This window comes from Thermoanaerobacterium sp. CMT5567-10 (genome assembly GCF_030534315.2).
Taxonomy (GTDB): Bacteria; Bacillota; Thermoanaerobacteria; order Thermoanaerobacterales; family Thermoanaerobacteraceae; genus Thermoanaerobacterium.
This window is the reverse complement of sequence record NZ_CP130558.2, coordinates 1,857,522-1,879,953: the sequence shown is the minus strand read 5'-3', so window position 1 is coordinate 1,879,953 and position 22,432 is coordinate 1,857,522. Positions and strand designations below refer to the sequence as shown.

Here is a 22,432-nt window from a genome sequence, read left to right as displayed (position 1 = left end):
ACCATATTAATTTAATTTTTAAAAGTATCAAAGCAGTTACAACCGCTTTCCCAAAACTACCCTATCGATTCCCTGCAAGTCCTTCACCACTTCAATATCGGAATAACCACTATCAATGAGAATGTCCTTAACATCCCATGCTTGATTAAATCCAACTTCAAATGCTATAATGCCACCAAATTTTATATAATTTATTGAATCTTTCACAATCCTTCTGTAAAATGTAAGCCCATCTTCACCTCCATCAAGGGCAATTTTAGGCTCCCTTTTTACTTCCTCCTGCAATTCATTTATTTCATTACTTCTTATATAAGGGGGATTGGATACAATTAAATCAAATTTTATATCTTTTGGTATTGAAGAAAATAAATCGCTTTTTATAAAGATAACTTTATCAGAAACACCATTTTCGCAAGCATTTTCTTTTGCAACTTCTAAAGCCTCATCGCTAATATCTACAGCATAGACTTTTACATCTTTGTACTTTGCTATGCTTACTGCAATGGCACCACTGCCTGTCCCTATGTCTAAAACAGTATCACCGCTTTTAAGTCTTTTTAAGACTTCTTCCACAAGTATTTCCGTATCATTTCGCGGTATCAAAACTGAAGGGCTTACATTAAATATAAGCCCCATAAAGTGCTTTTCCCCCACTATATACTGATACGGCATGCCACTTTTTCTCAAATCCAAAACTTCCATGTACTTATTAAAACTATCATCCGTTATTTCCTTATCCCTGTTTATCAGTAAATATTCCTTACTAACTTCTAATGTAAACGATAAAAGTCCTTCTGCCTCCAACCGCGGCTCTGACACATGGGCCTTTAAATATTTTGTGCCAAAATTTACTGCATCAAATATCTTCAAAAGCTTTTCCTCCCTCATCCTCAAGGACGCTTTTTAAAGATGCAATTGCAACCTCCAACTGGCTGTCATCAGGCTCTTTCGTCGTAAGTTTTTGAAGAAGCAAGCCTGGATATACTAATGCTGCAATAACTTTATTGTCGCTATGACCAGCTATCTTTATGACTTCATATGATATACCAGCAACAACAGGTAGTAATAGTATTCTAGATATTATCCTTATATAAAGTGTAGGCCATCTCAAAAATGAAAATACGATAATTGAAACTATCATAACTATAAACAAAAAATTAGTGCCACATCTAGGATGAAGTGTCGTATACTTTCTGGCATTTTCAACAGTAAGTTCCTCTTCATGCTCAAAACAATGTATCGTCTTGTGCTCTGCGCCGTGGTATTCAAAAACCCTTCTTATGTCTTCCATACGAGATATCAGCACGAGATATGCGATAAATATGGCAACTCTAAATACGCCTTCAAATAAATTTATCAAAAACGTATTTTCAGTATACCGTTTTAAAAAACCCGCCACATATGTTGGACCAATAAAAAATATGATTATAGATATGGCCAGCGACAAAGCCACAGAAAAATACATGATTACGTCATCAAGCTTATCGCCAAAAACCTTTTTTAAAAAAAGTTCAAACTTAGTTGGCTCTTCTTCACTTTCACCTTGTACTAATTCTGCAGAGTAAGTTAAGGTTTTGATTCCTATAATTAAAGAATCTATAAGTGCCACCGTGCCTCTTATAAACGGTACAGATAAAATCTTGTATTTTCTTGTCAAAGGCTTTACCATGTCTTTTTTTACAATTATGTCATTTCCACATCTCACAGCCGTCGCAATGCTGTTATGACCTCTCATCATCACACCTTCTATTACTGCTTGACCGCCTATATCAGTTTTTTTCATCGCTACACCTCCTATAAGCAATAAATTATACTACGTACGAGGAACTTCATGACACTTCCTGCACCTTGCTTCGTATGATTCCTTCGCTCCAACCATTATTATGGGATCATCGTAATTTGCCGGTTTCCCATTTATAAGCCTCTGAGTGCGGGTAGCCGGATTGCCGCACTTCATACATATTGCAGTAAGCTTGTCGACAAATTCTGCAATAGCCATCAAATCCGGTGTTGGTCCAAAAGGCTCACCTCTAAAATCCATGTCAAGCCCCGCACAGATTACCCTCTTGCCGCTGTCTGCTATTTCCTTTACAATGTCAACTATTTCGTAATCTAAAAATTGAACTTCATCTATCGCAAATACATCCGTATCTTCTTCCGCATAAGTTAGTATTTCAGATGCCTTTACAATGGCTATAGCATGCATATTATCGCCATTATGTGAAACAACTCTATCTATAGAATACCTGTCATCTATAGCAGGTTTAAAGACTTGGACTTTTTGTTTAGCAATCTTAGCTCTTTTTATCCTTCGAATCAGTTCTTCGCTTTTTCCGCTGAACATTGGGCCTGTAATAATCTCTATGTATCCATGGTCTTTAGGACCGTACATTATAATCCACCTCTTAGATAAATAGTTTAAAACAACAAAAAAGTGCGTTCCATACAATAAAAGGTTAGAGCAACAACTCTAACCACTTCATTATTTTGCATCAATGTTATATTTTCTCTTAAATCTTTCCACTCTACCACCTGTATCAACTAACTTTTGCTGTCCAGTAAATAGTGGATGACATTTTGAGCATATTTCAACTCTAAGTTCTTTCTTTGTAGAGCCTGTCACAAATGTATTGCCACATGCGCATCTTACAACTGCATCATGATAATAAGTTGGATGTATTCCTTCTTTCATCGCCTTCACCTCTTTCAAACCGAAATTACACTTAAATGATTATATCATACATAATATATAATATCAAGATTTATAAAGCTGGGATCTTATGGCCTCTATAAACTCAGCATTTGTCCTTGTCCTCATAAGTCTATCGATTAATACTTCAGTCACTTCATTAGGTGCTATGCTGCTCATTGCCTTTCTAATCATCCACATAGCTTCCAGCTCTTTCTGTGAAAGTAGCAGCTCTTCTTTTCTTGTACCGGATTTGTATATATCAATTGCAGGGAATATACGCCTTTCCTGTAATTTTCTATCAAGATGAAGCTCCATATTACCTGTCCCTTTAAACTCTTCAAATATGACATCATCCATGCGGCTTCCTGTTTCAATAAGTGCAGTTGCAAGAATAGTCAAGCTCCCACCTTCCTCTATATTTCTTGCGGCACCAAAAAATCTCTTTGGTGGATGAAGTGCTGATGGGTCAAGGCCACCAGATAATGTCCTTCCAGATGGTGGTGTAACAAGATTATAAGCTCTTGCAAGCCTTGTTATACTATCCATAAGAATGACAACATCTTTGCCGTATTCTACCAGTCTTTTTGCATATTCCAACACCATCTCTGCCACTTTTGTATGATGCTCTGGAAGTTCATCAAAAGTAGAGTAAACAACTTCACCTTTTATAGATCTTTTCATGTCTGTAACTTCTTCTGGTCTTTCATCAATTAGAAGTACAATCAAATGAACTTCAGGATGATTTATAGATATGCTATTGGCTATTTTCTTCAATAGAGTTGTCTTTCCGGCCTTTGGCGGAGCAACTATCATTCCCCTTTGACCTTTCCCAATAGGCGCAATAATATCCACAAGCCTCATGGCAAGTTCTGTTGGAATCGTTTCAAGTCTTAATTTTTCATCCGGGAAAATAGGTGTAAGCTCGTCGAATGGGATTCTCTTCTTTGCAAGATCTGGACTCTCACCATTTATCGACTCCACATATAAAATTGCAGAATACTTTTCCCCTTCTCTTGGAATCCTTGTAATTCCTTTTACTTTATCACCGACTTTAAGCCCAAAACGCCTAATCTGTGATTGTGATATATAAATATCTTTATTGCCCTGTATAAAATTCTCAACTCTCAAAAATCCATATCCATCAGGCATTATATCAAGGACGCCTTCAGCCACCACGTCTCCCTGCGTCTCTATAAGTTCTTTTAAAGGCTCAGATACATCGCTTATAAGAGGGAGGCCTTCTTTTATAAATATGCTGTGGCCTTTTTTTGTCTCTTTTTCTTTATCTTCAACCTCTTTTTCCTCTTGTACGTCTTCTTCTACTAAATCTTCAGCCACATTTTCTTCATCTTCAACGGCTTCATTTTCATGCTTAACCTTTATCGCCTCATCAATGTCCTCTTTCGCTTCCTGAACAGTTTCTGTAATATTTTCTTTACTTCTTAAGCGCATCCTTAGCTTTCTTCTAAGTTCTTCATAATCTGCATCCGACTTTTCCAGTTCTTCAACAGGTATGCTTATCTTTCCAATGGTCTTTTTCTCTTCTTTTTTTTCTTCTAAATCACTTTTTTCATTCGCTTCATTTGTATCTTCTGAAGCGTCTTTGCTTTCTTCTTCTGAGGCATTATCACTTTTCGCCTCAGTACCACTTATCAGATTTTCTTCACCATTTTCATCACTTTCCTTATCTGATACTTCTGATTCAATCGCTTTTTCAGCAACTCTTAAATTTGATGATTCACCTTTCTCGTCTTTAAGTTTTTCATCAGCCTTTTCATCTAAGTGTAACTCTTTGGCTTCATTTTCTTTATCAATTTTTTCAACAAGCTCAATCTGTTTTGACTTTTCTACAATAAGCTCCTTTAACTGTTGCTTTCTGTACTTTGTAATACTTTTTACACCATATCTTTTCGCTATCTCCCTAAGCTCTGCAAGGGATTTCCCTTCTAAATCATTAAAATCCAAAAAAAGGCACCTCCTGAATGTAATAATTATTTATTTTTAAAATGGGATTTTATTAAAAAATTTATAAATCAATATTTTTAATAAAAAGAATTTGTTTAAGATTGGTCTTAGAATACACGGTTATAATATTTGTAAATAGTCAATGATGTATTCTTGAGCCCTTCAAACGTTATACACTATTTATATTTTATTATACCTTTTAAAAAAGTCAAGTAACATAGTGTAATTTTAATAATTTTTTAACATCCTGTTAATATTATCGACACATTTAATAAAAATATTCAGCATTTGTAATTTTTTTCTTAAATTATATTAAAAAAAGTCAGAGGAAAAATCCTCTGACTCACCTTTATTTCTTTGGAACTGTCTCCCAATCCTTTAAGAATCTCTCAATACCTATGTCTGTCAATGGATGTTTTATCATCTGCATGATTACTTTATATGGAACTGTTGCGATATGTGCTCCAACTTTTGCTGCTTCTAAAACATGCATTGGGTGCCTTATGCTTGCAGCAATTACCTCTGTTTCAATTCCATATATATCAAAAATTTGTACTATATCTGATACAAGTTGCAAGCCATCAGTTGAGATGTCGTCAAGTCTTCCAACAAATGGGCTGACGTATGTAGCACCTGCCCGTGCTGCTAAAAGTGCCTGTGTTGCTGAGAATATAAGTGTTACATTTGTCTTTACGCCTTTTTCTGTAAGTATCTTAACTGCTTTTAGTCCTTCTGCTGTCATAGGTATCTTTATTACGATATTCTTGTGTATTTTGGCAAGCTCTAATGCTTCTTTTACCATTCCGTCATGATCTTCCGATACAACCTCTGCACTTATAGGACCATCTACGATTGTTGTGATCTCTTTCACAACTTCTATGAAGTCTCTGCCTTCCTTTGCTATGAGGGAAGGATTAGTTGTAACGCCACATATAACCCCAAGCTCATTTGCCTCTCTTATCTCATCGACATTGGCAGTGTCAATAAAAAACTTCATATTGCACATCTCCTCCATCACATATTCATCCCATAGGGGCGAAAACCGTCCCTTATGCATCTAAAACTTAAGCTCTTCCTTCTGAGCCAAACATCCTCATCTTATTCTTAACAACTTCTTTCATCGCTTCTTTACATGGACCTAAAATCTTCCTTGGATCGTAGACTTCTCCATCTTCTTTTAAAAGTTCTCTCAACCTTGCAGCAAAAGCTTGTCTTAAATCAGTATCTATGTTGATTTTATTTACACCTAAGCTTACTGCCTTTCTTATATCAGCTTCTGGAACTCCTGATGCACCATGAAGTACAATAGGCATCTTTAGCATCTCTTTTATCTTTTTAAGCCTGTCAAAGTCAAGTTTAGGCTCACCTTTGTATGGACCATGGGCAGTACCGATAGATATTGCTAAGTAGTCAACACCTGTCTCTTTTGCAAACCTGTACGCTTCATCAGGATCCGTCATAGATGCTTCTCTTTCATCAACAGTTACGTTGTCTTCTGTACCGCCAATCTTACCTATCTCAGCCTCTACAGAAACACCCATGCCATGAGCTATCGTTACAACGTTTTTCGTCACTTCTATATTTTTCTCAAGGGGTAACTTAGATGCGTCCATCATGACTGAAGTCCAGCCATTTCTCAAGCATTTCATGACGTTGTTAAAATCTGTACCGTGGTCTAAATGTAATGCGATGGGAACTGATGCTTTAGTTGCCAGTGTTCTTACGATTGCAGAAATTGTCTCAATGCCAGCATATTTTAAACCGCCTTCACTAACCTGAATTATGGCAGGAGATTTCATCTCTTCTGCAGCCTCAACAATGGCTTGGGTTATTTCAAGATTGCTAGTATTAAAAGCACCTACTGCATAGCCTTCTTCATTGGCCTTTTTTAATAATTCTATACCTGTTACTAACATCATAACACCTCCTTAATATATTTTAACCAAATAGCGTATATAAATCAAGAAAAAAAGGTACTATAAAGTACCTTTACACTACCAATCTGTCATTTAAAATTTTATTTATGTATTCCATGACTTTAAAAATGTCAAAAGGCTTTTTTATAAACTTTTGTTCTTTAAAACATTCATCAGGGTCATCCGCTGACATGAAAATGATTTCCATCTGCGGATATAACCGCTTTAGACTTTTTGAAAATTCCAAAACATTGCATTTACCAATATGTATGTCAAAAATGCTTAAATCCGGCTGAAAATTTTCCAGTTTCTCATGAACTTTTTCGATTTCATTGCATGTCTTAGCATAATGGCCTTCCATTGTAAAAATTTCTTTCAGCAGTGAACACACACCTTTGTTGTCATCAACAATCAAAATCCTCCCCAATTTTACACAAGCCCTCCCTCATTACTAACTTCTAAGGGCAATAAAACTACCTAGCAATTCATTCAAACGCTTTTCCCTTGATTACACACACAAATATATATATTCTACATAAATCTAAATATTCCTTTTTTTATTTGAAAAAAATTACACAGTTATGCATAGTAAAACATAATATTTTTTTGAAAAAGGTTTAAAAATAAAACAAGGGCGATATTAATATTATTGCATATTAATTTCGTCCTTGTTTTATAAATGCGCTTAAATATCATTTTTATTTTATTTGTCAATATGTGTCATTATGAAATAGTTGACTTTATTGTTCCATTCTTAAGCTCCGTAAAATATTGAACTAAGCCATTGTAAATGCCCTGCGCAATTTTCCATTGAAAATTGTCATCTGTCAAAAGCTGAGCGTCTGTAGGACTTGTGACAAATCCTGTTTCTACCAAAACTGCTACCATCTTAGTCTGATTTAAAACTACCAAATTAGGTCTTTCAGATAAACCTCTATCTGTTGTATTTATTTCTTTCATCAAATTATCGTGTATAATTTGCGCAAATGTCTTGTCATCTCTCGTATCGCCATTATATCCATTCGGGTAGTAGAGGACTGTCGTTCCGTTTGCAGAGGATGAATCAAAGGCATCACAGTGAATACTTACAAATGCATCTGCACCAGCATTATTCGCTTGATCTGGCCTATCATAAAGTCCTACGTACGTATCAGTAGTCCTAGATATCATCGTCCGAAATCCGCCATTGTCTAAAAGCGTCTTTAACTTTAATCCAATAGCAAGAGCTATGTTTGCTTCATGTATCCCGCCAACACCAATAGCTCCTGGATCAGAACCTCCATGACCGGGATCAATATAGATTAAAGGTCCGTTATTAGAGCTGGAACTATTATTTCCAATGTTAAATGATATATCAAATTCTTTTTTATCTTGTGATTGCGTAATCGTATATGGCAGACTGGTAGTCATGCTTATAACAAGCCTTGTGATGGCAGGCTGAAGCTGATTTTGTCCAATATACGTCATATTAAGACTACCTTGATTTATAACTATTTGCTTATTTGTAACAGCATTTATAGTATTGCTAAAGTCAAAATAAACTCTTACACCAGAGCTATCATTTATCGTACCCTGCTTGTACGTCAATGGTCCATCTGCTTTTACAGTTATTTTATATATGCCGTTTGCATAAGAAGAACTGAAATCCGTAATATTGACATTACTGGATGTAGGAGGAACTGTCACCTTTGATGTAACTTGTATAAGGTATTTATCTCCTATCCACTTTACATCATAGCCTAAGCTTTCAAACAAAAATCGCATAGGAACATATGATGTATTATTATTTATAAGCCTTGCAGGTGCTGGAAGCTGAACCTTACTGCCATCTACAGTCGCATAATTTTTCCCTATAAAAAATTTGAAAACTTTCCCTTTCGTAACAGTTATAGTCTGGGTCGAACCATCCCAGTCAACGCTGGCACCTAAGCCCTGCCCAATTGATCTTAATGGCACAATTGTATTTCCATCCAATATAAGGGGTGGATTATTACCTGTATCGAATTTATTCCCATCTACAGTTATAGTGATATCAGGTACATTGTAATTTACTACTTTGCCATCAACGATAATATTTCCCTTATACGCATATGCAGATACATAAAATGTAGACAATAGAAGCAAAAGAACAAAAAACGTTACGACTTTTTTCAATGCTCTACCCCCCTTTTTCACGTAAATTTTATTATTTTTAAACATAAATATATGATAGTTTACTTTTATTACAGACAAGTTACAAAAACATTACAATTTATTAACTTATTGATTAGATTTGAATTTATAGGCTTTTTATATATACAATTTATCGACATTTTTCGCTATTATGAACAAAAGTAAAACCCTAACAGCGCATGATGTCTTGTCTAACAAGCAGAATAAATTGATGATATAAAGCATTGATAAATTTTTTAGCATTATAAAAAATTATAAAAATTAATATGCTTTCTTATTGGGTATAAAAAATACCTGTTTCCAGGTATCATGATTGAGCAATTATTTTCACTTGCTTAAAAATTTGTATAGAGAAAATGTCATGTCATAGGCATCCTGCCTCTTTACATATCCACTTTTCTCTATATCATTATATGATTCATCAGATATCAATCCCTTTTCATGTGCCAAATTAAATAGCTTTCCACTGTTTCCACTTATTTCATCTCTAAATCCTGCGTATGTCAAAAGCATTTCTGCTGCTTCTTCTTTTGTTAATGGTTTGTCTATAATATATTTTTGCAAATACTGATAATTATCACTTAGAAGCTGTACTTTGCTGGGAATAGCCCTTTCAATCATTTTAGACGTCATGTGATAAAATGAGATACTGGCTAATTTTTCATTAAGCTTGTAATCATTGTTGTATCCAGGTACTATAAGCCCCCAGTGAAGGACAAATTTTAGTCCATCGAAGGCCCAGCTTTTCTCTACACTGTTTTCAGCTTTAAACGGTGTAAGGTATGCTCCCTGGCTTACCAATATGGACTGTATATTCTTTATATCTTCTTCGCTTCCTATTATGTCAGCAAATGATTTATTCTTGGCTATTGAATATGCAGATGCTACACCTGCTGCATCTCCTTCTGCCATACCTATCGGTATTGTCCTGGCAGAGCCTGCTGCTAGATGGCTGTAGGATGCTGACCGTCCAACTACAAGTAGGTTATCTACTTTCTCCGGCACTATGCACCTAAATGGCACTGCATATTCTACAGGCTTCCCATATACAAAGCCAACATCTTCTGGTGATGTTGCTTGTACATCTACAGGATACGACCCTATTGCTATCCTATCTTTAAAATCTCTATTAAATACAACATCGTTTATGTCAAGTGTATAGTATCCTTTTATGTGCCTCGTCTCTCTTACATAAAGTTCGTCTGCTGTGCCGTCAAGCTCTGCTTTCTCAAAGCCAGGGATGTTTTCTCTAAAAAACTGGACTATCCTTGGAAGCTCTTTCTTTGCTAGTTCCATTCCTTTTTCTATTGATGTCTTATTAAGCCCATCTACGCCGTATATCAAAAGGGCATTTACTAATACTGTGCCGTCATCTTGCCTGCCGAGATTAAGACCTCTTAGCCTAAGCATAGGCGTTGAAGGCTTGTATTTTTTTGTTATGGATAAAAATCCACTTGCTGATGTGTCGTTTATATACGTTGCTGGTATCTTTTTTTCGTATTTTATTATTTTTATAAGGTTGTCCCAATCTAATCCTTTTAATCTGAAAATAAGTGTTGATGCTTGTACTTTTCCTTTTACACCCATGTCTTCAGCTGCAACTGTGTATGGTACTCCTGCTGATACTGCAATATCCGCATCCTGCGTTGCGTCGATTATCCTTTTCCCATAGAAATTTACTTCTTTTCCGTCTTTTAAAGCCGTTATGCCTATTATCTTATTTCCATCCATTATGGGCTTTTCAAATACTGTATTGTAAGACTGTGTTATTTTTGGCGAACTTAAAAGCTTTAAAAATACTTCTTTAGCCTTTTTCACATCAAATGAGTTTTTTGAGCCTATGCCTTTAAAAAACTCTTTGAATGTACCTTGTGTAAGCAATGTGCCATCGGGGCCTTTGCTCATATCAATTGTGTTTAACATGCCGTACGTCATAAGGCCGCCAGGACCATCGTGCTTATCAATTATTAAAACTTTTGCATCATTTTTAGCTGCTGATCTTGCAGCAGCAACACCTTCTGGTTCCGCTCCCACAACGATAACATCATATTGGTTGCCATCATCAGGTAGATTAAGCTTAATTGGCTTAGGAAGATTCTGCTTTTCTTCTATGACCTTTGATGTAGTGTTTTGCGGTGCTTTTTTGTACTTCTCCACATAAAAGTAGCCACCTATTGCTGTAATTATTGATACAGATACAATAAAAAGCAAAATAATAATTATCAAATATTTTTTAGGCAAAAAAATCACCTCAACATATTCCTCATATGTTGATTATATCATGATTTTGCTGTTTTTGAATACGCTTTTTAGTAAAAATATTGTTGAACAATGTATATTATGTCATTATCTCTCTCAATCTCTCTTTTACTTTACGATTACGTCTTAATTCCTTTAGCGTATTGTTTTGTATCTGCCGTATCCTTTCCCGTGTCAATCCAAAGATATTCCCAATCTCCGCGAGTGTTTTTAAATTGCAGCCAAATCCAAAACGCATTTTTAATATCATGCTCTCTCTTTCAGGTAAGCTATCCAAAATTTTTCTGACTTCTTCTTTAACCTCTTTTTCTATAGCCATCTCTTCTACATCAATTGTATCATCTTGTATAAAATTGATAAGTTCTGCATCTACTTTTTCATCGTTAACGTATTGATTTAAGCTTATGACATCTGTAGCGTATGCTAGATAACTTTCTACTTCTTCTTCAGTATATCCCGTCAATCTGGATATCTCTTCAGTTGTAGCAAAACATCCTTTTTTCTGCTCTATTGAATACCTTGCTTTTAATATACGGTTTATTTTTTCATTAACATGAATTGGCAGCCTTATGATTTTACCAAAATTTCCTATGTACCTTCTTATGCTTTGCTGTACATACCATGTGGCATACGTAGAAAATTTGTAGCCTTTAGTGTGGTCAAACTTGTCTATTGCTGTAAGCAACCCTATCAATCCTTCTTGAACAAGGTCGTCAAATTCCACGCCAGGCCTTACAAATCCAGCGGCAACTTTGTCAACAAGTCTTATGTTGCATTCCACCAATACTTCTTTGACACTTTCATCGCCATTTCTCAGCCTTTCAAATAAACTTTTCTCTTCTTCTTTCGTCAATAACTTTGGCATAACATTATCCCCCATCATTATCACTTTCTATAATCTTGTAAAAAATACTACAACGGGACTTTATAATTTTGATGTGAAAATTTTGTGAAATTTATGTGAATAATAAAAAATATGGACAATCCAACAGAAATTTCAACTATTCTCACTGAATTGCCCGAATTTATAAGCGCAATATTTAATATTTCTTATTTAAGCTCCTTCGCTCAAAAATCTGTACTGGGACATGTAGAGATCGTAATAAAGGCCTCTAAGATTCATAAGCTCGTCATGCGTCCCTACCTCTACAATTCTGCCACCATCAACAACCATGATTCTATTTGCATCCCTTATAGTTGACAACCTGTGAGCTATGACAAAGGATGTTCTACCTGTTAGAAGCCTTTTTATACCTCTTTGAACAAGCCTTTCTGTTTGAGTATCTATATTAGATGTAGCTTCGTCCAGAATCAATATGCGGGGATTTGCCAAAAGTGCTCTTGCAAATGATATTAGCTGCCTCTGTCCCACAGAAAGCCGTGATCCTCTCTCATTCACTTCTGTATCATAGCCCTTTTCCATCTTCATGATAAAGTCATGGGCATTTACCGCTTTTGCTGCTGCTATAATTTCTTCATCTGTTGCATCCAGCTTTCCGTACCTTATGTTTTCCTTTATTGTAGCTGAAAACAAAAATGTATCTTGCAGCATGATGCCCATCTGACTTCTTAGTGACTCTAGCTCTACGTGTTTTATGTCTTTGCCATCTATTAAGACAGCCCCTTTTGAAGGGTCATAAAAACGACTGATTAAATTGACAATTGTCGTCTTGCCTGCACCTGTAGGACCTACAAGTGCCACAGTTTCTCCTGGATTTACTTTAAAACTGACATTGTCTAGAACTATGTTTCCATCGTCATAGCTGAATGTAACATTTTTAAATTCCACTGTTCCCTTTATCTTGGGCATCTTTATCGCATTTTTTATATCCACTATATCCGGTTCAATGTCCATAATCTCAAATATTCTTTCAGCAGACGCAAAAGACATGACCAAGCTGTTGTAGAAATTGCTTATATCGAGTATAGGTCTCCAAAACATGCCTATATACATTGTAAATGCAATTATTGTTCCTATCGTAAGTCCACTTCCAATAAGCTTTGCACTGAAATAATACAGTATAACCGCACCAAGACCGTAAGATGCATCTACCATCGGCCAAAACAGATCGTTTAATTTTACAGCATGAACAAAACTTCCCATCATGTCTTTAACAAGTTTAAAGAACACTGAAGAAGTCTTATCTTCATTAGCAAATTCCTGTACAACTTTTATCCCTGAAAAATCTTCGTGAGTGTAAGCATTAAACGTAGACCTCTTCCTTCTAAATTCTTGCCATCTTCTTCTTGATAAAGCCTCTATTGAAAAAAGCCCAATCACAAGCAATGGAAGCAGTGTCATAGATGCCAACGCCAATTTGCTGTTTAAATAAAACATCATGGCACCAACACATATTACAGTCAAAATCTGTGGAATAAAGTTTGTAACGCTGTTGTTAAAAAGATCCTGCAGTGAATTAACATCACCTATGACTCTTGCCAAGATTTTACCAACTGGCCTTGAGTCAAAAAACGAAAATGAAAGCTTCTGTATATGGCTGTAAAGTTCATGCCTTATATTGACAAGTATGTCATTTGTGACAGAAGCCATTTTAACTATCCTTGTCCTTGATGCCATCATAGCCAGGAAATTTAGCGATACCATCAAAAGCCCGATTATAAGAAGTCCATTAATATCGCCATTCTTTATATTTTTGTCAATGGCCGTTTTCATAAGAACTGGATTTATGAGACTTACAATCATCTCAAAAATCAAAAGCATTATTACAAGAAATACCCTAAATTTATGTTTCGTAAGGTAACTAAAGAGCCTCTTTAATATGACGAAATTTGACATGTACCTCAAATCTTCATCTTGCTTTACCATATTTTTAGCCATCTTCGTGCCTCCCTTCATCGTACGACAAATATTTTAGCTGCAAACATCTGGAATGCTGTACTCTTCATCACTGAAATCTTTAAACTGTTCTAAGTAAATCTCGTAATACCTTCCTCTTTTTTGAAGAAGTTCCTCATGTGTACCTCTTTCAACGATTCGGCCATCCTCCATATAAAGTATCATGTCTGCATTCTTAACCGCCGATATTCTATGGGCAATGATAAACGTCGTAGCATTTTTCCGCCTTTCGCTTAAATTCTTTAAAAGCCTAAATTCTGTGTCCATATCCAATGCAGATGTGGCATCATCAAGTATCAATATCTTTGCATCCCTTATAAGAGCTCTCGCAATTGATATCCGCTGTTTTTGTCCACCAGATAATCCTATGCCCCTTTCACCCACTATCGTGTCGTACTTGTCGTCAAACTCTTCTACAAAATCATCTGCACAAGCAAGCTTTAATGCTTCTTTCACTTCTTCAAACGTAGCATTTTCCTTTCCAAACTTTACGTTTTCTTCAATGCTTTCTGAAAACAAAAATGTATCCTGCTGCACGACAGCCATCTGGCTTCTCAAATCATGAAGGTTTATGTGTCTTACATCGTATCCATCGATATAGACAGCACCATCCGACACATCATAATACCTGCCGATGAGATTTACCAGCGATGACTTGCCAGAGCCAGTTGTGCCCATTATAGCAACTGTCTTTCCTGCATCAACTTTAAAATTAATATTCTTTAAAACCAATTCATCATTATATTTAAATGAAACGTTTCTAAACTCCACATCACCTTTTAAGTTTTTTATCCTTATTGATTTATCACTATCCCTTATAGACGGCACCACATCCATTATCTTCATTATCTTCTTTGCTGATGCATCAGCTTGAGCTATTAAATTTGTCAAAAATCCTAGCATCCTCATGGGCCATATAAGCATATATATATAACCACTAAAAGCCACCAATTCACCAATAGACAATGAATTTTTTACAACAAGTATGCCGCCAAAAACTACCAGTATGACTATAGAAAAATTCGTCAAAAAATCTATAGGCGGAAAATACTTAGCAACTATCCTGTTTTGCTCCATGCTAAGCTCAAAATTCTCATTATTGAGGTTTAAAAATTTCATTATCTCATACTTTTCTCTCGCAAATGCCTTCACAAGCCTTACGCCTGCTATATTTTCCTGTGCCGCCGTATTCATAAGCACTCCTTGGTCGCTTAACTTGCCATAAGATATGCCGATCTTCTTTTCAAACTGCAGTGCAAGATAGCCAATGATAGGCATACCAAGAAGGCTTACTATTGTAAGCTTCCAGTTTATTAGGAAAAGTATCACTGATGCTGTTATAAAATATATCATGTTTTCAATAAACATCCTTATGCCAAAAGAAACACTTCTCCACACGTTGTCAACGTCTTCCCCTATCCTTGACATAAGCTCACCTGTATTCATACCGTCAAAGTAACTGAAAGGAAGGCTTTGTATGTGATCGAAAAGGTCTTTCTTTATATCTATACTTATCTTTGCTGAAAGTACATCAAATATATACTCCTTCACATATCCAAATATAGCCCTTAAAACCGTAATTGCAATAAATCCCCACAGTATAGGCCATAATAAGCTTTTATCGCCGCCTATAAATACCTTATCGGTAATAAGTTCCTGAAGATATGGATTAAACATATCAAGAGCAATTGCAAGTATCATGGCAATAGTTGGTATTATAACGTGCCACTTGTACCTTAAGACGTATTTTAAAACTCTCCTCAAAAAAATCCCCCCTAAAAATTAAAAGACTGCACAAGAACATAGTCTTATACAGTCTTTTTAAGCAAACTTTGATACACAATAATTAGCGTCAATTATTGCGTATAAAGGCAAAGATCGTGTTGGACCGTGTTCTTAAACAATTTAAAGTATGACAAACAAAGCCAATAAATCATCAGAAATTTACGGTTCAAAACTTAATACGTCATACTTATTCTGCCATTTTTAATCTAATGGCTTATTTAAGAACACCTTTAAGCATCATACTCTTTCCTTTCAAAGAGAAACTATAGATATTATACCATTTAGGACAAAACGATTGCAACAAATTTTAGTAAAAAATTCTTAAAATGTACCAAAGCTTAACAAGCATTAAAAAAGCAGGAATCAAGCCTGCTTTTTTAATTTTTTAGTTTTTATTATTTTTTAATTTAACAATTGGCGGTAAAACATATGGTTGTTTTAACATTTCATTAGTAATAAAGCTAACAATAAAACTCATTTTATCCGCCATAAAATTCAAAATATCTATTATATTTTCTTCAATTTTTTTATTGTTATAGTTTGTTTGAAATTAAATTTTCCTATTAATTCAATTTCAATATTAAATATTGTCTTTGGTTCAAATCCTATTTGACTTATTAATTTTATTTCAGCATAATTATCATCAACATGTAATATTTCATATTCAAATTCTTCTACAGGTTTAATGTCCTCATCATTTTCAAGAATAGTATTAGATACTATTTCACCAGCAACTTTATTAAGTATAATCTCATTGTTTTCAATTTTTTCAATAATACTTTCTTTTTTTTTCTTAGACATAATTTCACCTCATTGCTAATTTTTCTATTATATCAATATTTGAATTTATTCTCTCATGCCATTTATCTTTAGATTTTTTGTTTATTTTACTTGTAACTACTACATTGTAATTTATATTCACGTTTCTTCCTCCTTTTTTATATCCAATAGCAAACGAAAGTAAATTCTGAATTAAGTTATTTAAACTTATTTCTTCTTTTTCGGCCATTTCAGAAAGTATTTTATGCATAGTTTTTGGCATTCTTAAAAGAATTTTCCCACTATAATCATTTTCATCCTTATATTCATCAAATTCAGGAATTGCTCTGTTTAATTCTTTTGCAGTTTCTACCCAGCATTTTATAGCGTCTTGAACGTTTTTTAAAGCTTCTTCTGGAGTCTCACCATCACTCATACAACCCGGCAATTTAGGTACATGCGCTAAATAGCCACCACCATCTTTTTCAGAAAGTTTAACAAGTTCAACTTTATAATTTAATTCGTTTGCCATTATTCTAACACCTCTCCAATCAACACCAATTTAATCATAACATCTAATATCCTGAATCATCTTTAAAGCTTTTTTAACATAGATCTCTTTGACAAAAGGTCTATCTTTAGGCACTGTCAATATATCCACTAATTTAGGATGAAAATATGTTACATGACTAGAACCACTTTTTGGTTCTCGCACACCAAAACCAAAATGCCTCAAAATTTTATCAAGTTGTTCATACCTGACATTCTTAGGATTCTTCTCCATCTTTTCAAAGAGTTTTTCTATTTGACTCATTGAAATCCTCCATATATAAGCATTCCCAAAACGAAATTATCTTATACATCTTGATACTATATATAATATCATTTTTGATTAAGTAATTCAACATTTTTATAAAAAATTCTTGAAATGATTAGAAGCTTAACAAGCATTAAAAAAGCAGACATCAAGCCTGCTTAAAATAAGAAAATAAATTATTAAGATCACTTAATTTTTATATAAATAAATAAACGGATAAATTCCAATACAGAAAACAAGTCTCTCAAACTATAATTAGGCAATCTCTTTTTATCCAATATAGTAGGAATATGAATATGAAAAGGTTCAGTATCTGTTTGATATTTCTTGTCTTTATGGCTTTCACTATGAATCTTTAATATCAAATTCTTATTTTGTGAATACCAATCATAAAAATAATAATCTATTTTTCCATCTTTTAAGTATTCTGTAATTGATAAAGAAGAACCATCTATAAAAACGAATGTTTTTCTTTGGCATATAGAATCCGACTTTCTTCCACTTTGATCACAGTCATAGTCTTCTATAATAATGTCTCTGTATACCCTCTTTAAAAATTGAAAATTTGAAGGGTACAAATTTGTCATTTAAGTTTCCTCTTTAATAAATATTTCCATTCTTCTTTATCTCGTTGCTCTTCATCATTTAGGTCTACTTTATTCTCAAATATTTTTTCATATGTTCCACCATACTTACTTTCAAAATATTTAATTACATTCTCCACTTCACTTATTTCTTCTTGAGGCGAAACATTTCTACGAATATTATTTTGTTTCCATAAATCAACAATTTCTCGTACAGACATCAATTCTCCATTAGGTGAACGCCATTTTGTATTTTCAGATATTTTTATTTTTTCATTAATCGTATTTCGCTTTACACCTATAAATCTATTTTCATTTATCCAATTATTAATGGTTGTAATAGAAACTCCAAAATATTTTGCTAATTGCCCCGTTGTATACATTTTAGGCGGATTTTTTTCAGCAGCAACACTTACCATATATTTAATTAATTCTGCTAAATTGTATTCCATTTCTTTGCTATTATTAGGATGCTTTATTTCTAATCTATTAGTTGGACAGGATTTTTCTACAAAATTAGATATCACTTTATAAAACAATGAACCGTTATTTGTATTTATAAGTAATGAAGCTATATCATCAGCCTGATTAATAGCTTCTTTTTTTTCATATTCACTAATCATAAACATACCTCCTATTTCACCTCCTATTTTAGCACAACTGCAAGTTGACTACAAGTTAATGATATGTATTTAATATAAAAATATTCAGCTAAAAGAAGAGGAAAAATTGGATGGATTTTATGGGAAGTAAAAAAAATGACATTTCAACTACAACTTATTGACAAAAACAAAAAGCCCAAAAGCCTTCATCTTAAAGGCCTTAAAGGCTTTTTTTATCCCTTTTTACTGCAAAAGTCAGGTTATATCATATCAAGCAACTAAATTATGCTTTAATTTATACGCCAACAAAAAATCGCCCCATATTCTGGAGCGATGTTTTGTATCAATCACGATACTTTCTTTTTTAAAAGACCTATCATGAAGGCTGTCACAACCATGCCGACAAGTATAGCAAGGATGTATAAGAGCGGGTTTGATACAGCGATTGGTATTACGAATATCCCGCCGTGGGGTGCTCTAAGTTCAATGTGGAAAAGCATCGAAAGTGCACCGGTTACTGCAGACCCCACCATGATGGATGGGATTACTCTAAATGGATCTGCTGCTGCAAATGGGATAGCACCTTCTGTTATAAATGAAGCACCTAATACCCAAGCTGCTTTTCCTGCTTCTCTTTCTTCTTGTGTAAATCTATTTCTAAAAAGGACTGTAGCAAGTGCCAAGCCTAAAGGTGGTGTCATACCAGCTGCCATTACTGCTGCCATAGGCATAAATACATTTGATGCTAAAAGACCTGTTGCAAATGTATATGCTGTCTTATTGACAGGGCCACCCATATCAAATGCCATCATCAGTCCTAGTAGTGCACCGAATATGACTGCGTTTGTTGAACCCATACCCTTAAGCCAGTTGGTAAGACCTGTCATTATCGTCTTCATAGGCGTACCAACAACGTATATCATAAGAAGTCCAACGATAAGAGTCGACAATACAGGCAATATGAGTACTGGCATGAGACCTTCCATAGTCTTAGGCAACTTTATAATCTTCTTTAGATAGTACACCGTATAACCAGCTAGAAAACCAGATATGATACCGCCTAAAAATCCTGCACCGGTTGAAACAGCCAGCATACCTCCAACCATGCCTGGTACAAGTCCAGGTCTATCTGCTATTGAATATGCCAAAAAGCCTGAAAGAATAGGAACCATCAGTGCAAATGCAGCACCGCTTCCTATCTGCATCAACGCTGCAGGTAGTGTCCCTTGCACCTGAAATGCCTTGTAGCCCCATAGAAATGAAAGTGCTATAGATATACCGCCGGCGACGACAAATGGTATCATGTAAGATACGCCTGTCATCAAGTGCTTATAAGCACCTGTCCTTTGGCTAGTTCTCTCTTCATGAATCTTTTCGACTTTTTCCACATAATTTTTCGGCTTTTCCATCTTTAATGCTTTTTCAATTAGTTCTTTAGGATTTTTAATAGCTTCCTCTACAGGGACCTCCAGTATAGGTTTACCTTCAAAGCGGGACTTGTCAACTTTTGTCGCAGCAGCAATTATTACTGCATCTGCTTCTCTTATGTCGTTTTCTGTCAGTTGATTTTCAGCCCCTATTGACCCCTGTGTTTCAACTTTGATTGCCACATTTAACTCTTTTCCTGCCATTTCAAGATTCTCTGCAGCCATATAGGTATGGGCAATACCTGTAGGACATGCAGTTACGGCAACAATCTTTTTCATCACAGAATCCCCCTTACTCATATTTTTTAAAAGCATTTACAACATCTTCGTAAGTCTCAGCCTTGTTAAGTTCTTCCCTCACCTCCTCATGCATCAGTGACCTTGAAAGCTTAGCTAAAATTTTTAGATGTAGATTGTCTGAATTCTCAGGTGCTGCAATCAGGAAAAACAGATGTGCCGGTTTTCCATCCATCGAATTGTAGTCTATCCCCTCCTTCGACTTTCCAAATACTAAAGAAGCCTTTTTCACCAAGCTGCTTTTCCCATGAGGTATAGCAACTCCCATACCTATTCCAGTTGAGTACTCTTCTTCCCTCTTTAACACCACATCCAAGAATTTATCTTCGTCATCAATTGCACCTTTTGCTGCCAACGGTTTTATAAGTTCTTTCAAGACAGATAATTTATCGTTTGACTTTAAGTCGAAAATCATCATATCTTTATCAAGTATCTCTTCTATCATTATTTATCCCCTTTCAATTATTCCAATTTCAACTTTTTCTTTCAGTTCATTTACATCTTTTAAAGAACACGCTTTTGTACCTTCCCGCATGACAACTGAGGTAGAAGCAGCAGACGCCATCTTTATCGTTTCTTCTATAGCCAGATTATTGTAGATGCCATGAGCGAATCCAGCAACATATGCATCACCTGCACCTACTGTACCTTTTACATCAACTTTTATAGGCTTTACAAAATATATCTTCTCGTCTGTCAAAACAAGGCTGCCTTTGCCGCCCATTGATACAGCAACTATTGAAACACCATTTTCAATAATCTTCATGCCTTCTTCAATTATTTCATCTTTTCTTTCGAGTTTTTTTCCTGCAATTTGTGAAAGCTCATGTACGTTAGGCTTTATCATGTAAGGTTTTGCTTCAATGCCGTATTTCAAAGCATCTCCATCAGCATCCAGTATAACTTTTATGCCTTTTTTCTTGATTTTTTCAATAACATATCCGTAAAACCTTTTGTCGACACTTGGTGGTAAACTACCAGATAAAACAATCACATTTGAGAAATCGACATGCTCATTTATGCTCGAAATTAACTTCTCCACTTCGTCACGAGAAACATCTGGCCCAGCTTCATTTATATCTGTATACGTGTGGTATTTCTCATCAATTATCTTTATATTTATCCTTATATCGCTTTCGATTGGCACGAAGTGAGACTCAATTCCTAATTTATTTAGTACATCTTCAATGTATTTCCCATTTGGCCCCATGAAGCCAAGGCACACCACATCATTGCCCAGATTTTTTAAATTCTTAGCTACATTTATCCCTTTTCCTCCAGCATCGATGATAGACCTTGATACCCTATTTACCGCACCAACCTTAAAGTCATCAATTATCAATGTTCTGTCTATCGCCGGGTTTATGGTCACTGTCGTTATCATCTGCTACATCCTTTCCAAAATTTAATACATCCACATTTACCTGCTCATACTTCTTCACTATCTCATAGTCCAGTTCATCGTCAGTTATAATGGCCGTTATATCACCGATATCGGCAAATTTCACGAAAGACTTCTTGCCAAATTTCGTATGGTCAACAACAGCGTAAACCTCATTCGAAACTTCAATCATGGCCTTTTTTGTATTTGCTTCTATAATGTCAGGAGTCATAAGGCCGTTTTCATAAGATACCGCATTTGCACCAATAAAAGCCTTATCTACTTTGAAATTTCTAATTACCATTTCAGCTATAGGTCCTACAAGCGCCTTTGTATTAAGCCTCTCTATACCACCTGTTACAATAAGTTCAATATTGTGATAACTTGATAATTCTATCGCAATTAACGGCGAATTCGTAACAACCGTAAGATGTATGTCTGGTAAAGATTTTGCAATCATCAATGTGGTAGTGCCAGCGTCCAGTATTATCGAGTCGCCTTCTTCGATTAGAGACGCAGCAATTTTTCCGATTTTCATCTTCGATGGAAGCTCATAATCCTCTTTTTCCACGAAAGATGGCTCATAATGTGTATGCGTATTCAATATGGCACCGCCGTGTGTCCTCTGTATAAAGCCGTCAAGTTCCAGCATTCTGAGATCTCTTCTTATGGTTGACTCTGATACACCTAATATTTCGCTAAGTTCTGACACTGTCATGCTTTTATCTTTGCTTAAGAGCTCTGCTATCTTCATCCTGCGCTCTTCGCCAAACATTTAATCACATCCATTCAAAATAGATGATAATTTTTGATTATTTATGCTCATTTATGATTATATAATGAAAATGTTTTTTTGTCAATTGTTTATATATAACATTTTCACTTTTTTACTATATTATAAGTATAAACTTGGAAAATA

The 22,432-nt window shown here is 35.0% G+C and carries 22 protein-coding genes; all 22 read right to left on the bottom strand.

Translation table 11 applies throughout. The annotated features are described in order from the left end of the window. Positions 1–36: 36 nt before the first annotated feature. The 22 genes from prmC to Q2T46_RS09515 all read right to left on the bottom strand — a co-directional run bounded on the left by prmC (position 37) and on the right by Q2T46_RS09515 (position 22,288). The gene (prmC, locus tag Q2T46_RS09620; protein ID WP_303265665.1) at positions 37–870 is read right to left on the bottom strand and encodes a peptide chain release factor N(5)-glutamine methyltransferase; all 834 of its coding nucleotides are present in this window, start codon (positions 868–870) and stop codon (positions 37–39) included. Beyond that, positions 857–1,783 carry a DUF1385 domain-containing protein gene (locus Q2T46_RS09615; protein ID WP_303265666.1) on the bottom strand — a complete coding sequence of 309 codons (927 nt, stop codon included), beginning with the start codon at positions 1,781–1,783 and terminating at the stop codon, positions 857–859. Before Q2T46_RS09615 ends, prmC begins: the two co-directional genes overlap by 14 nt. Before the next feature lie 30 nt (positions 1,784–1,813). Further along, on the bottom strand, positions 1,814–2,392 hold the full coding sequence (locus tag Q2T46_RS09610) for a thymidine kinase (RefSeq protein ID WP_303265667.1): 579 nt from the start codon (positions 2,390–2,392) through the stop codon (positions 1,814–1,816). Positions 2,393–2,482: 90 nt separating this feature from the next. Continuing rightward, the gene (rpmE, locus tag Q2T46_RS09605; protein ID WP_013298951.1) at positions 2,483–2,692 is read right to left on the bottom strand and encodes a 50S ribosomal protein L31; all 210 of its coding nucleotides are present in this window, start codon (positions 2,690–2,692) and stop codon (positions 2,483–2,485) included. 63 nt (positions 2,693–2,755) lie between these two features. Further along, positions 2,756–4,657 (bottom strand): transcription termination factor Rho, encoded by a 1,902-nt coding sequence (gene rho, locus Q2T46_RS09600; protein WP_303265668.1) that lies wholly within the window; start codon positions 4,655–4,657, stop codon positions 2,756–2,758. 349 nt (positions 4,658–5,006) lie between these two features. Further along, positions 5,007–5,654 carry a fructose-6-phosphate aldolase gene (gene fsa, locus Q2T46_RS09595; RefSeq protein ID WP_013298953.1) on the bottom strand — a complete coding sequence of 216 codons (648 nt, stop codon included), beginning with the start codon at positions 5,652–5,654 and terminating at the stop codon, positions 5,007–5,009. A 67-nt stretch (positions 5,655–5,721) separates the two neighbouring features. Continuing rightward, the gene (locus Q2T46_RS09590; RefSeq protein ID WP_209453482.1) at positions 5,722–6,573 is read right to left on the bottom strand and encodes a class II fructose-1,6-bisphosphate aldolase; all 852 of its coding nucleotides are present in this window, start codon (positions 6,571–6,573) and stop codon (positions 5,722–5,724) included. 73 nt (positions 6,574–6,646) lie between these two features. Next, a complete protein-coding gene (locus tag Q2T46_RS09585) occupies positions 6,647–7,000 on the bottom strand; it encodes a response regulator (protein ID WP_303265669.1) in 354 nt (117 codons plus the stop codon). Between the two features lie 296 nt (positions 7,001–7,296). Further along, a complete protein-coding gene (locus tag Q2T46_RS09580) occupies positions 7,297–8,727 on the bottom strand; it encodes an N-acetylmuramoyl-L-alanine amidase (RefSeq protein WP_303265670.1) in 1,431 nt (476 codons plus the stop codon). A gap of 345 nt (positions 8,728–9,072) precedes the next feature. Further along, positions 9,073–10,986 (bottom strand): FAD-dependent oxidoreductase, encoded by a 1,914-nt coding sequence (locus Q2T46_RS09575; RefSeq protein ID WP_303265671.1) that lies wholly within the window; start codon positions 10,984–10,986, stop codon positions 9,073–9,075. 97 nt (positions 10,987–11,083) lie between these two features. Then, a complete protein-coding gene (locus tag Q2T46_RS09570; RefSeq protein WP_303265672.1) occupies positions 11,084–11,869 on the bottom strand; it encodes an RNA polymerase sigma factor RpoD/SigA in 786 nt (261 codons plus the stop codon). A 189-nt stretch (positions 11,870–12,058) separates the two neighbouring features. After that, entirely contained in the window at positions 12,059–13,843 is a 1,785-nt protein-coding gene (locus Q2T46_RS09565) for an ABC transporter ATP-binding protein (RefSeq protein WP_303265673.1), read from the bottom strand. A gap of 33 nt (positions 13,844–13,876) precedes the next feature. After that, positions 13,877–15,625: an ABC transporter ATP-binding protein gene (locus tag Q2T46_RS09560; protein WP_132775406.1), complete on the bottom strand. Its 1,749-nt coding sequence runs from the start codon at positions 15,623–15,625 to the stop codon at positions 13,877–13,879. A gap of 528 nt (positions 15,626–16,153) precedes the next feature. Further along, positions 16,154–16,447 carry a hypothetical protein gene (locus Q2T46_RS09555; protein WP_303265674.1) on the bottom strand — a complete coding sequence of 98 codons (294 nt, stop codon included), beginning with the start codon at positions 16,445–16,447 and terminating at the stop codon, positions 16,154–16,156. A gap of 4 nt (positions 16,448–16,451) precedes the next feature. Then, complete coding sequence (locus Q2T46_RS09550) at positions 16,452–16,937, bottom strand: type II toxin-antitoxin system HicB family antitoxin (protein WP_132775405.1); 486 nt, start codon at positions 16,935–16,937, stop codon at positions 16,452–16,454. Positions 16,938–16,967: 30 nt separating this feature from the next. Further along, on the bottom strand, positions 16,968–17,219 hold the full coding sequence (locus tag Q2T46_RS09545; RefSeq protein ID WP_132775404.1) for a type II toxin-antitoxin system HicA family toxin: 252 nt from the start codon (positions 17,217–17,219) through the stop codon (positions 16,968–16,970). A 188-nt stretch (positions 17,220–17,407) separates the two neighbouring features. Beyond that, the gene (locus tag Q2T46_RS09540) at positions 17,408–17,809 is read right to left on the bottom strand and encodes a DUF6516 family protein (protein ID WP_132775403.1); all 402 of its coding nucleotides are present in this window, start codon (positions 17,807–17,809) and stop codon (positions 17,408–17,410) included. Further along, the gene (locus Q2T46_RS09535) at positions 17,806–18,429 is read right to left on the bottom strand and encodes a helix-turn-helix domain-containing protein (protein ID WP_303265675.1); all 624 of its coding nucleotides are present in this window, start codon (positions 18,427–18,429) and stop codon (positions 17,806–17,808) included. Before Q2T46_RS09535 ends, Q2T46_RS09540 begins: the two co-directional genes overlap by 4 nt. Before the next feature lie 326 nt (positions 18,430–18,755). Beyond that, entirely contained in the window at positions 18,756–20,114 is a 1,359-nt protein-coding gene (locus Q2T46_RS09530; protein ID WP_303265676.1) for a PTS fructose transporter subunit IIC, read from the bottom strand. Between the two features lie 13 nt (positions 20,115–20,127). Then, positions 20,128–20,577, bottom strand: a complete 450-nt coding sequence (locus tag Q2T46_RS09525; protein WP_094397132.1) for a PTS sugar transporter subunit IIA — start codon at positions 20,575–20,577, stop codon at positions 20,128–20,130. A 3-nt stretch (positions 20,578–20,580) separates the two neighbouring features. After that, the gene (pfkB, locus tag Q2T46_RS09520) at positions 20,581–21,516 is read right to left on the bottom strand and encodes a 1-phosphofructokinase (protein ID WP_013298964.1); all 936 of its coding nucleotides are present in this window, start codon (positions 21,514–21,516) and stop codon (positions 20,581–20,583) included. Next, complete coding sequence (locus Q2T46_RS09515) at positions 21,464–22,288, bottom strand: DeoR/GlpR family DNA-binding transcription regulator (protein ID WP_099252941.1); 825 nt, start codon at positions 22,286–22,288, stop codon at positions 21,464–21,466. Before Q2T46_RS09515 ends, pfkB begins: the two co-directional genes overlap by 53 nt. Positions 22,289–22,432: the final 144 nt, after the last annotated feature.

What these genes read in the sequence shown, in the direction of transcription:
- Q2T46_RS09565 (WP_303265673.1), bottom strand. Translation starts at nt 13,843, where the DNA reads ATGGCTAAAAATATGGTAAAGCAAGATGAAGATTTGAGGTACATGTCA.
- Q2T46_RS09530 (WP_303265676.1), bottom strand. Translation starts at nt 20,114, where the DNA reads ATGAAAAAGATTGTTGCCGTAACTGCATGTCCTACAGGTATTGCCCAT.
- Q2T46_RS09570 (WP_303265672.1), bottom strand. Translation starts at nt 11,869, where the DNA reads ATGCCAAAGTTATTGACGAAAGAAGAAGAGAAAAGTTTATTTGAAAGG.
- Q2T46_RS09540 (WP_132775403.1), bottom strand. Translation starts at nt 17,809, where the DNA reads ATGACAAATTTGTACCCTTCAAATTTTCAATTTTTAAAGAGGGTATAC.
- Q2T46_RS09550 (WP_132775405.1), bottom strand. Translation starts at nt 16,937, where the DNA reads ATGGCAAACGAATTAAATTATAAAGTTGAACTTGTTAAACTTTCTGAA.
- Q2T46_RS09555 (WP_303265674.1), bottom strand. Translation starts at nt 16,447, where the DNA reads ATGTCTAAGAAAAAAAAAGAAAGTATTATTGAAAAAATTGAAAACAAT.
- Q2T46_RS09590 (WP_209453482.1), bottom strand. Translation starts at nt 6,573, where the DNA reads ATGTTAGTAACAGGTATAGAATTATTAAAAAAGGCCAATGAAGAAGGC.
- Q2T46_RS09610 (WP_303265667.1), bottom strand. Translation starts at nt 2,392, where the DNA reads ATGTACGGTCCTAAAGACCATGGATACATAGAGATTATTACAGGCCCA.
- Q2T46_RS09615 (WP_303265666.1), bottom strand. Translation starts at nt 1,783, where the DNA reads ATGAAAAAAACTGATATAGGCGGTCAAGCAGTAATAGAAGGTGTGATG.
- fsa (WP_013298953.1), bottom strand. Translation starts at nt 5,654, where the DNA reads ATGAAGTTTTTTATTGACACTGCCAATGTCGATGAGATAAGAGAGGCA.
- Q2T46_RS09535 (WP_303265675.1), bottom strand. Translation starts at nt 18,429, where the DNA reads ATGATTAGTGAATATGAAAAAAAAGAAGCTATTAATCAGGCTGATGAT.
- pfkB (WP_013298964.1), bottom strand. Translation starts at nt 21,516, where the DNA reads ATGATAACGACAGTGACCATAAACCCGGCGATAGACAGAACATTGATA.
- Q2T46_RS09525 (WP_094397132.1), bottom strand. Translation starts at nt 20,577, where the DNA reads ATGATAGAAGAGATACTTGATAAAGATATGATGATTTTCGACTTAAAG.
- Q2T46_RS09515 (WP_099252941.1), bottom strand. Translation starts at nt 22,288, where the DNA reads ATGTTTGGCGAAGAGCGCAGGATGAAGATAGCAGAGCTCTTAAGCAAA.
- Q2T46_RS09545 (WP_132775404.1), bottom strand. Translation starts at nt 17,219, where the DNA reads ATGAGTCAAATAGAAAAACTCTTTGAAAAGATGGAGAAGAATCCTAAG.
- rpmE (WP_013298951.1), bottom strand. Translation starts at nt 2,692, where the DNA reads ATGAAAGAAGGAATACATCCAACTTATTATCATGATGCAGTTGTAAGA.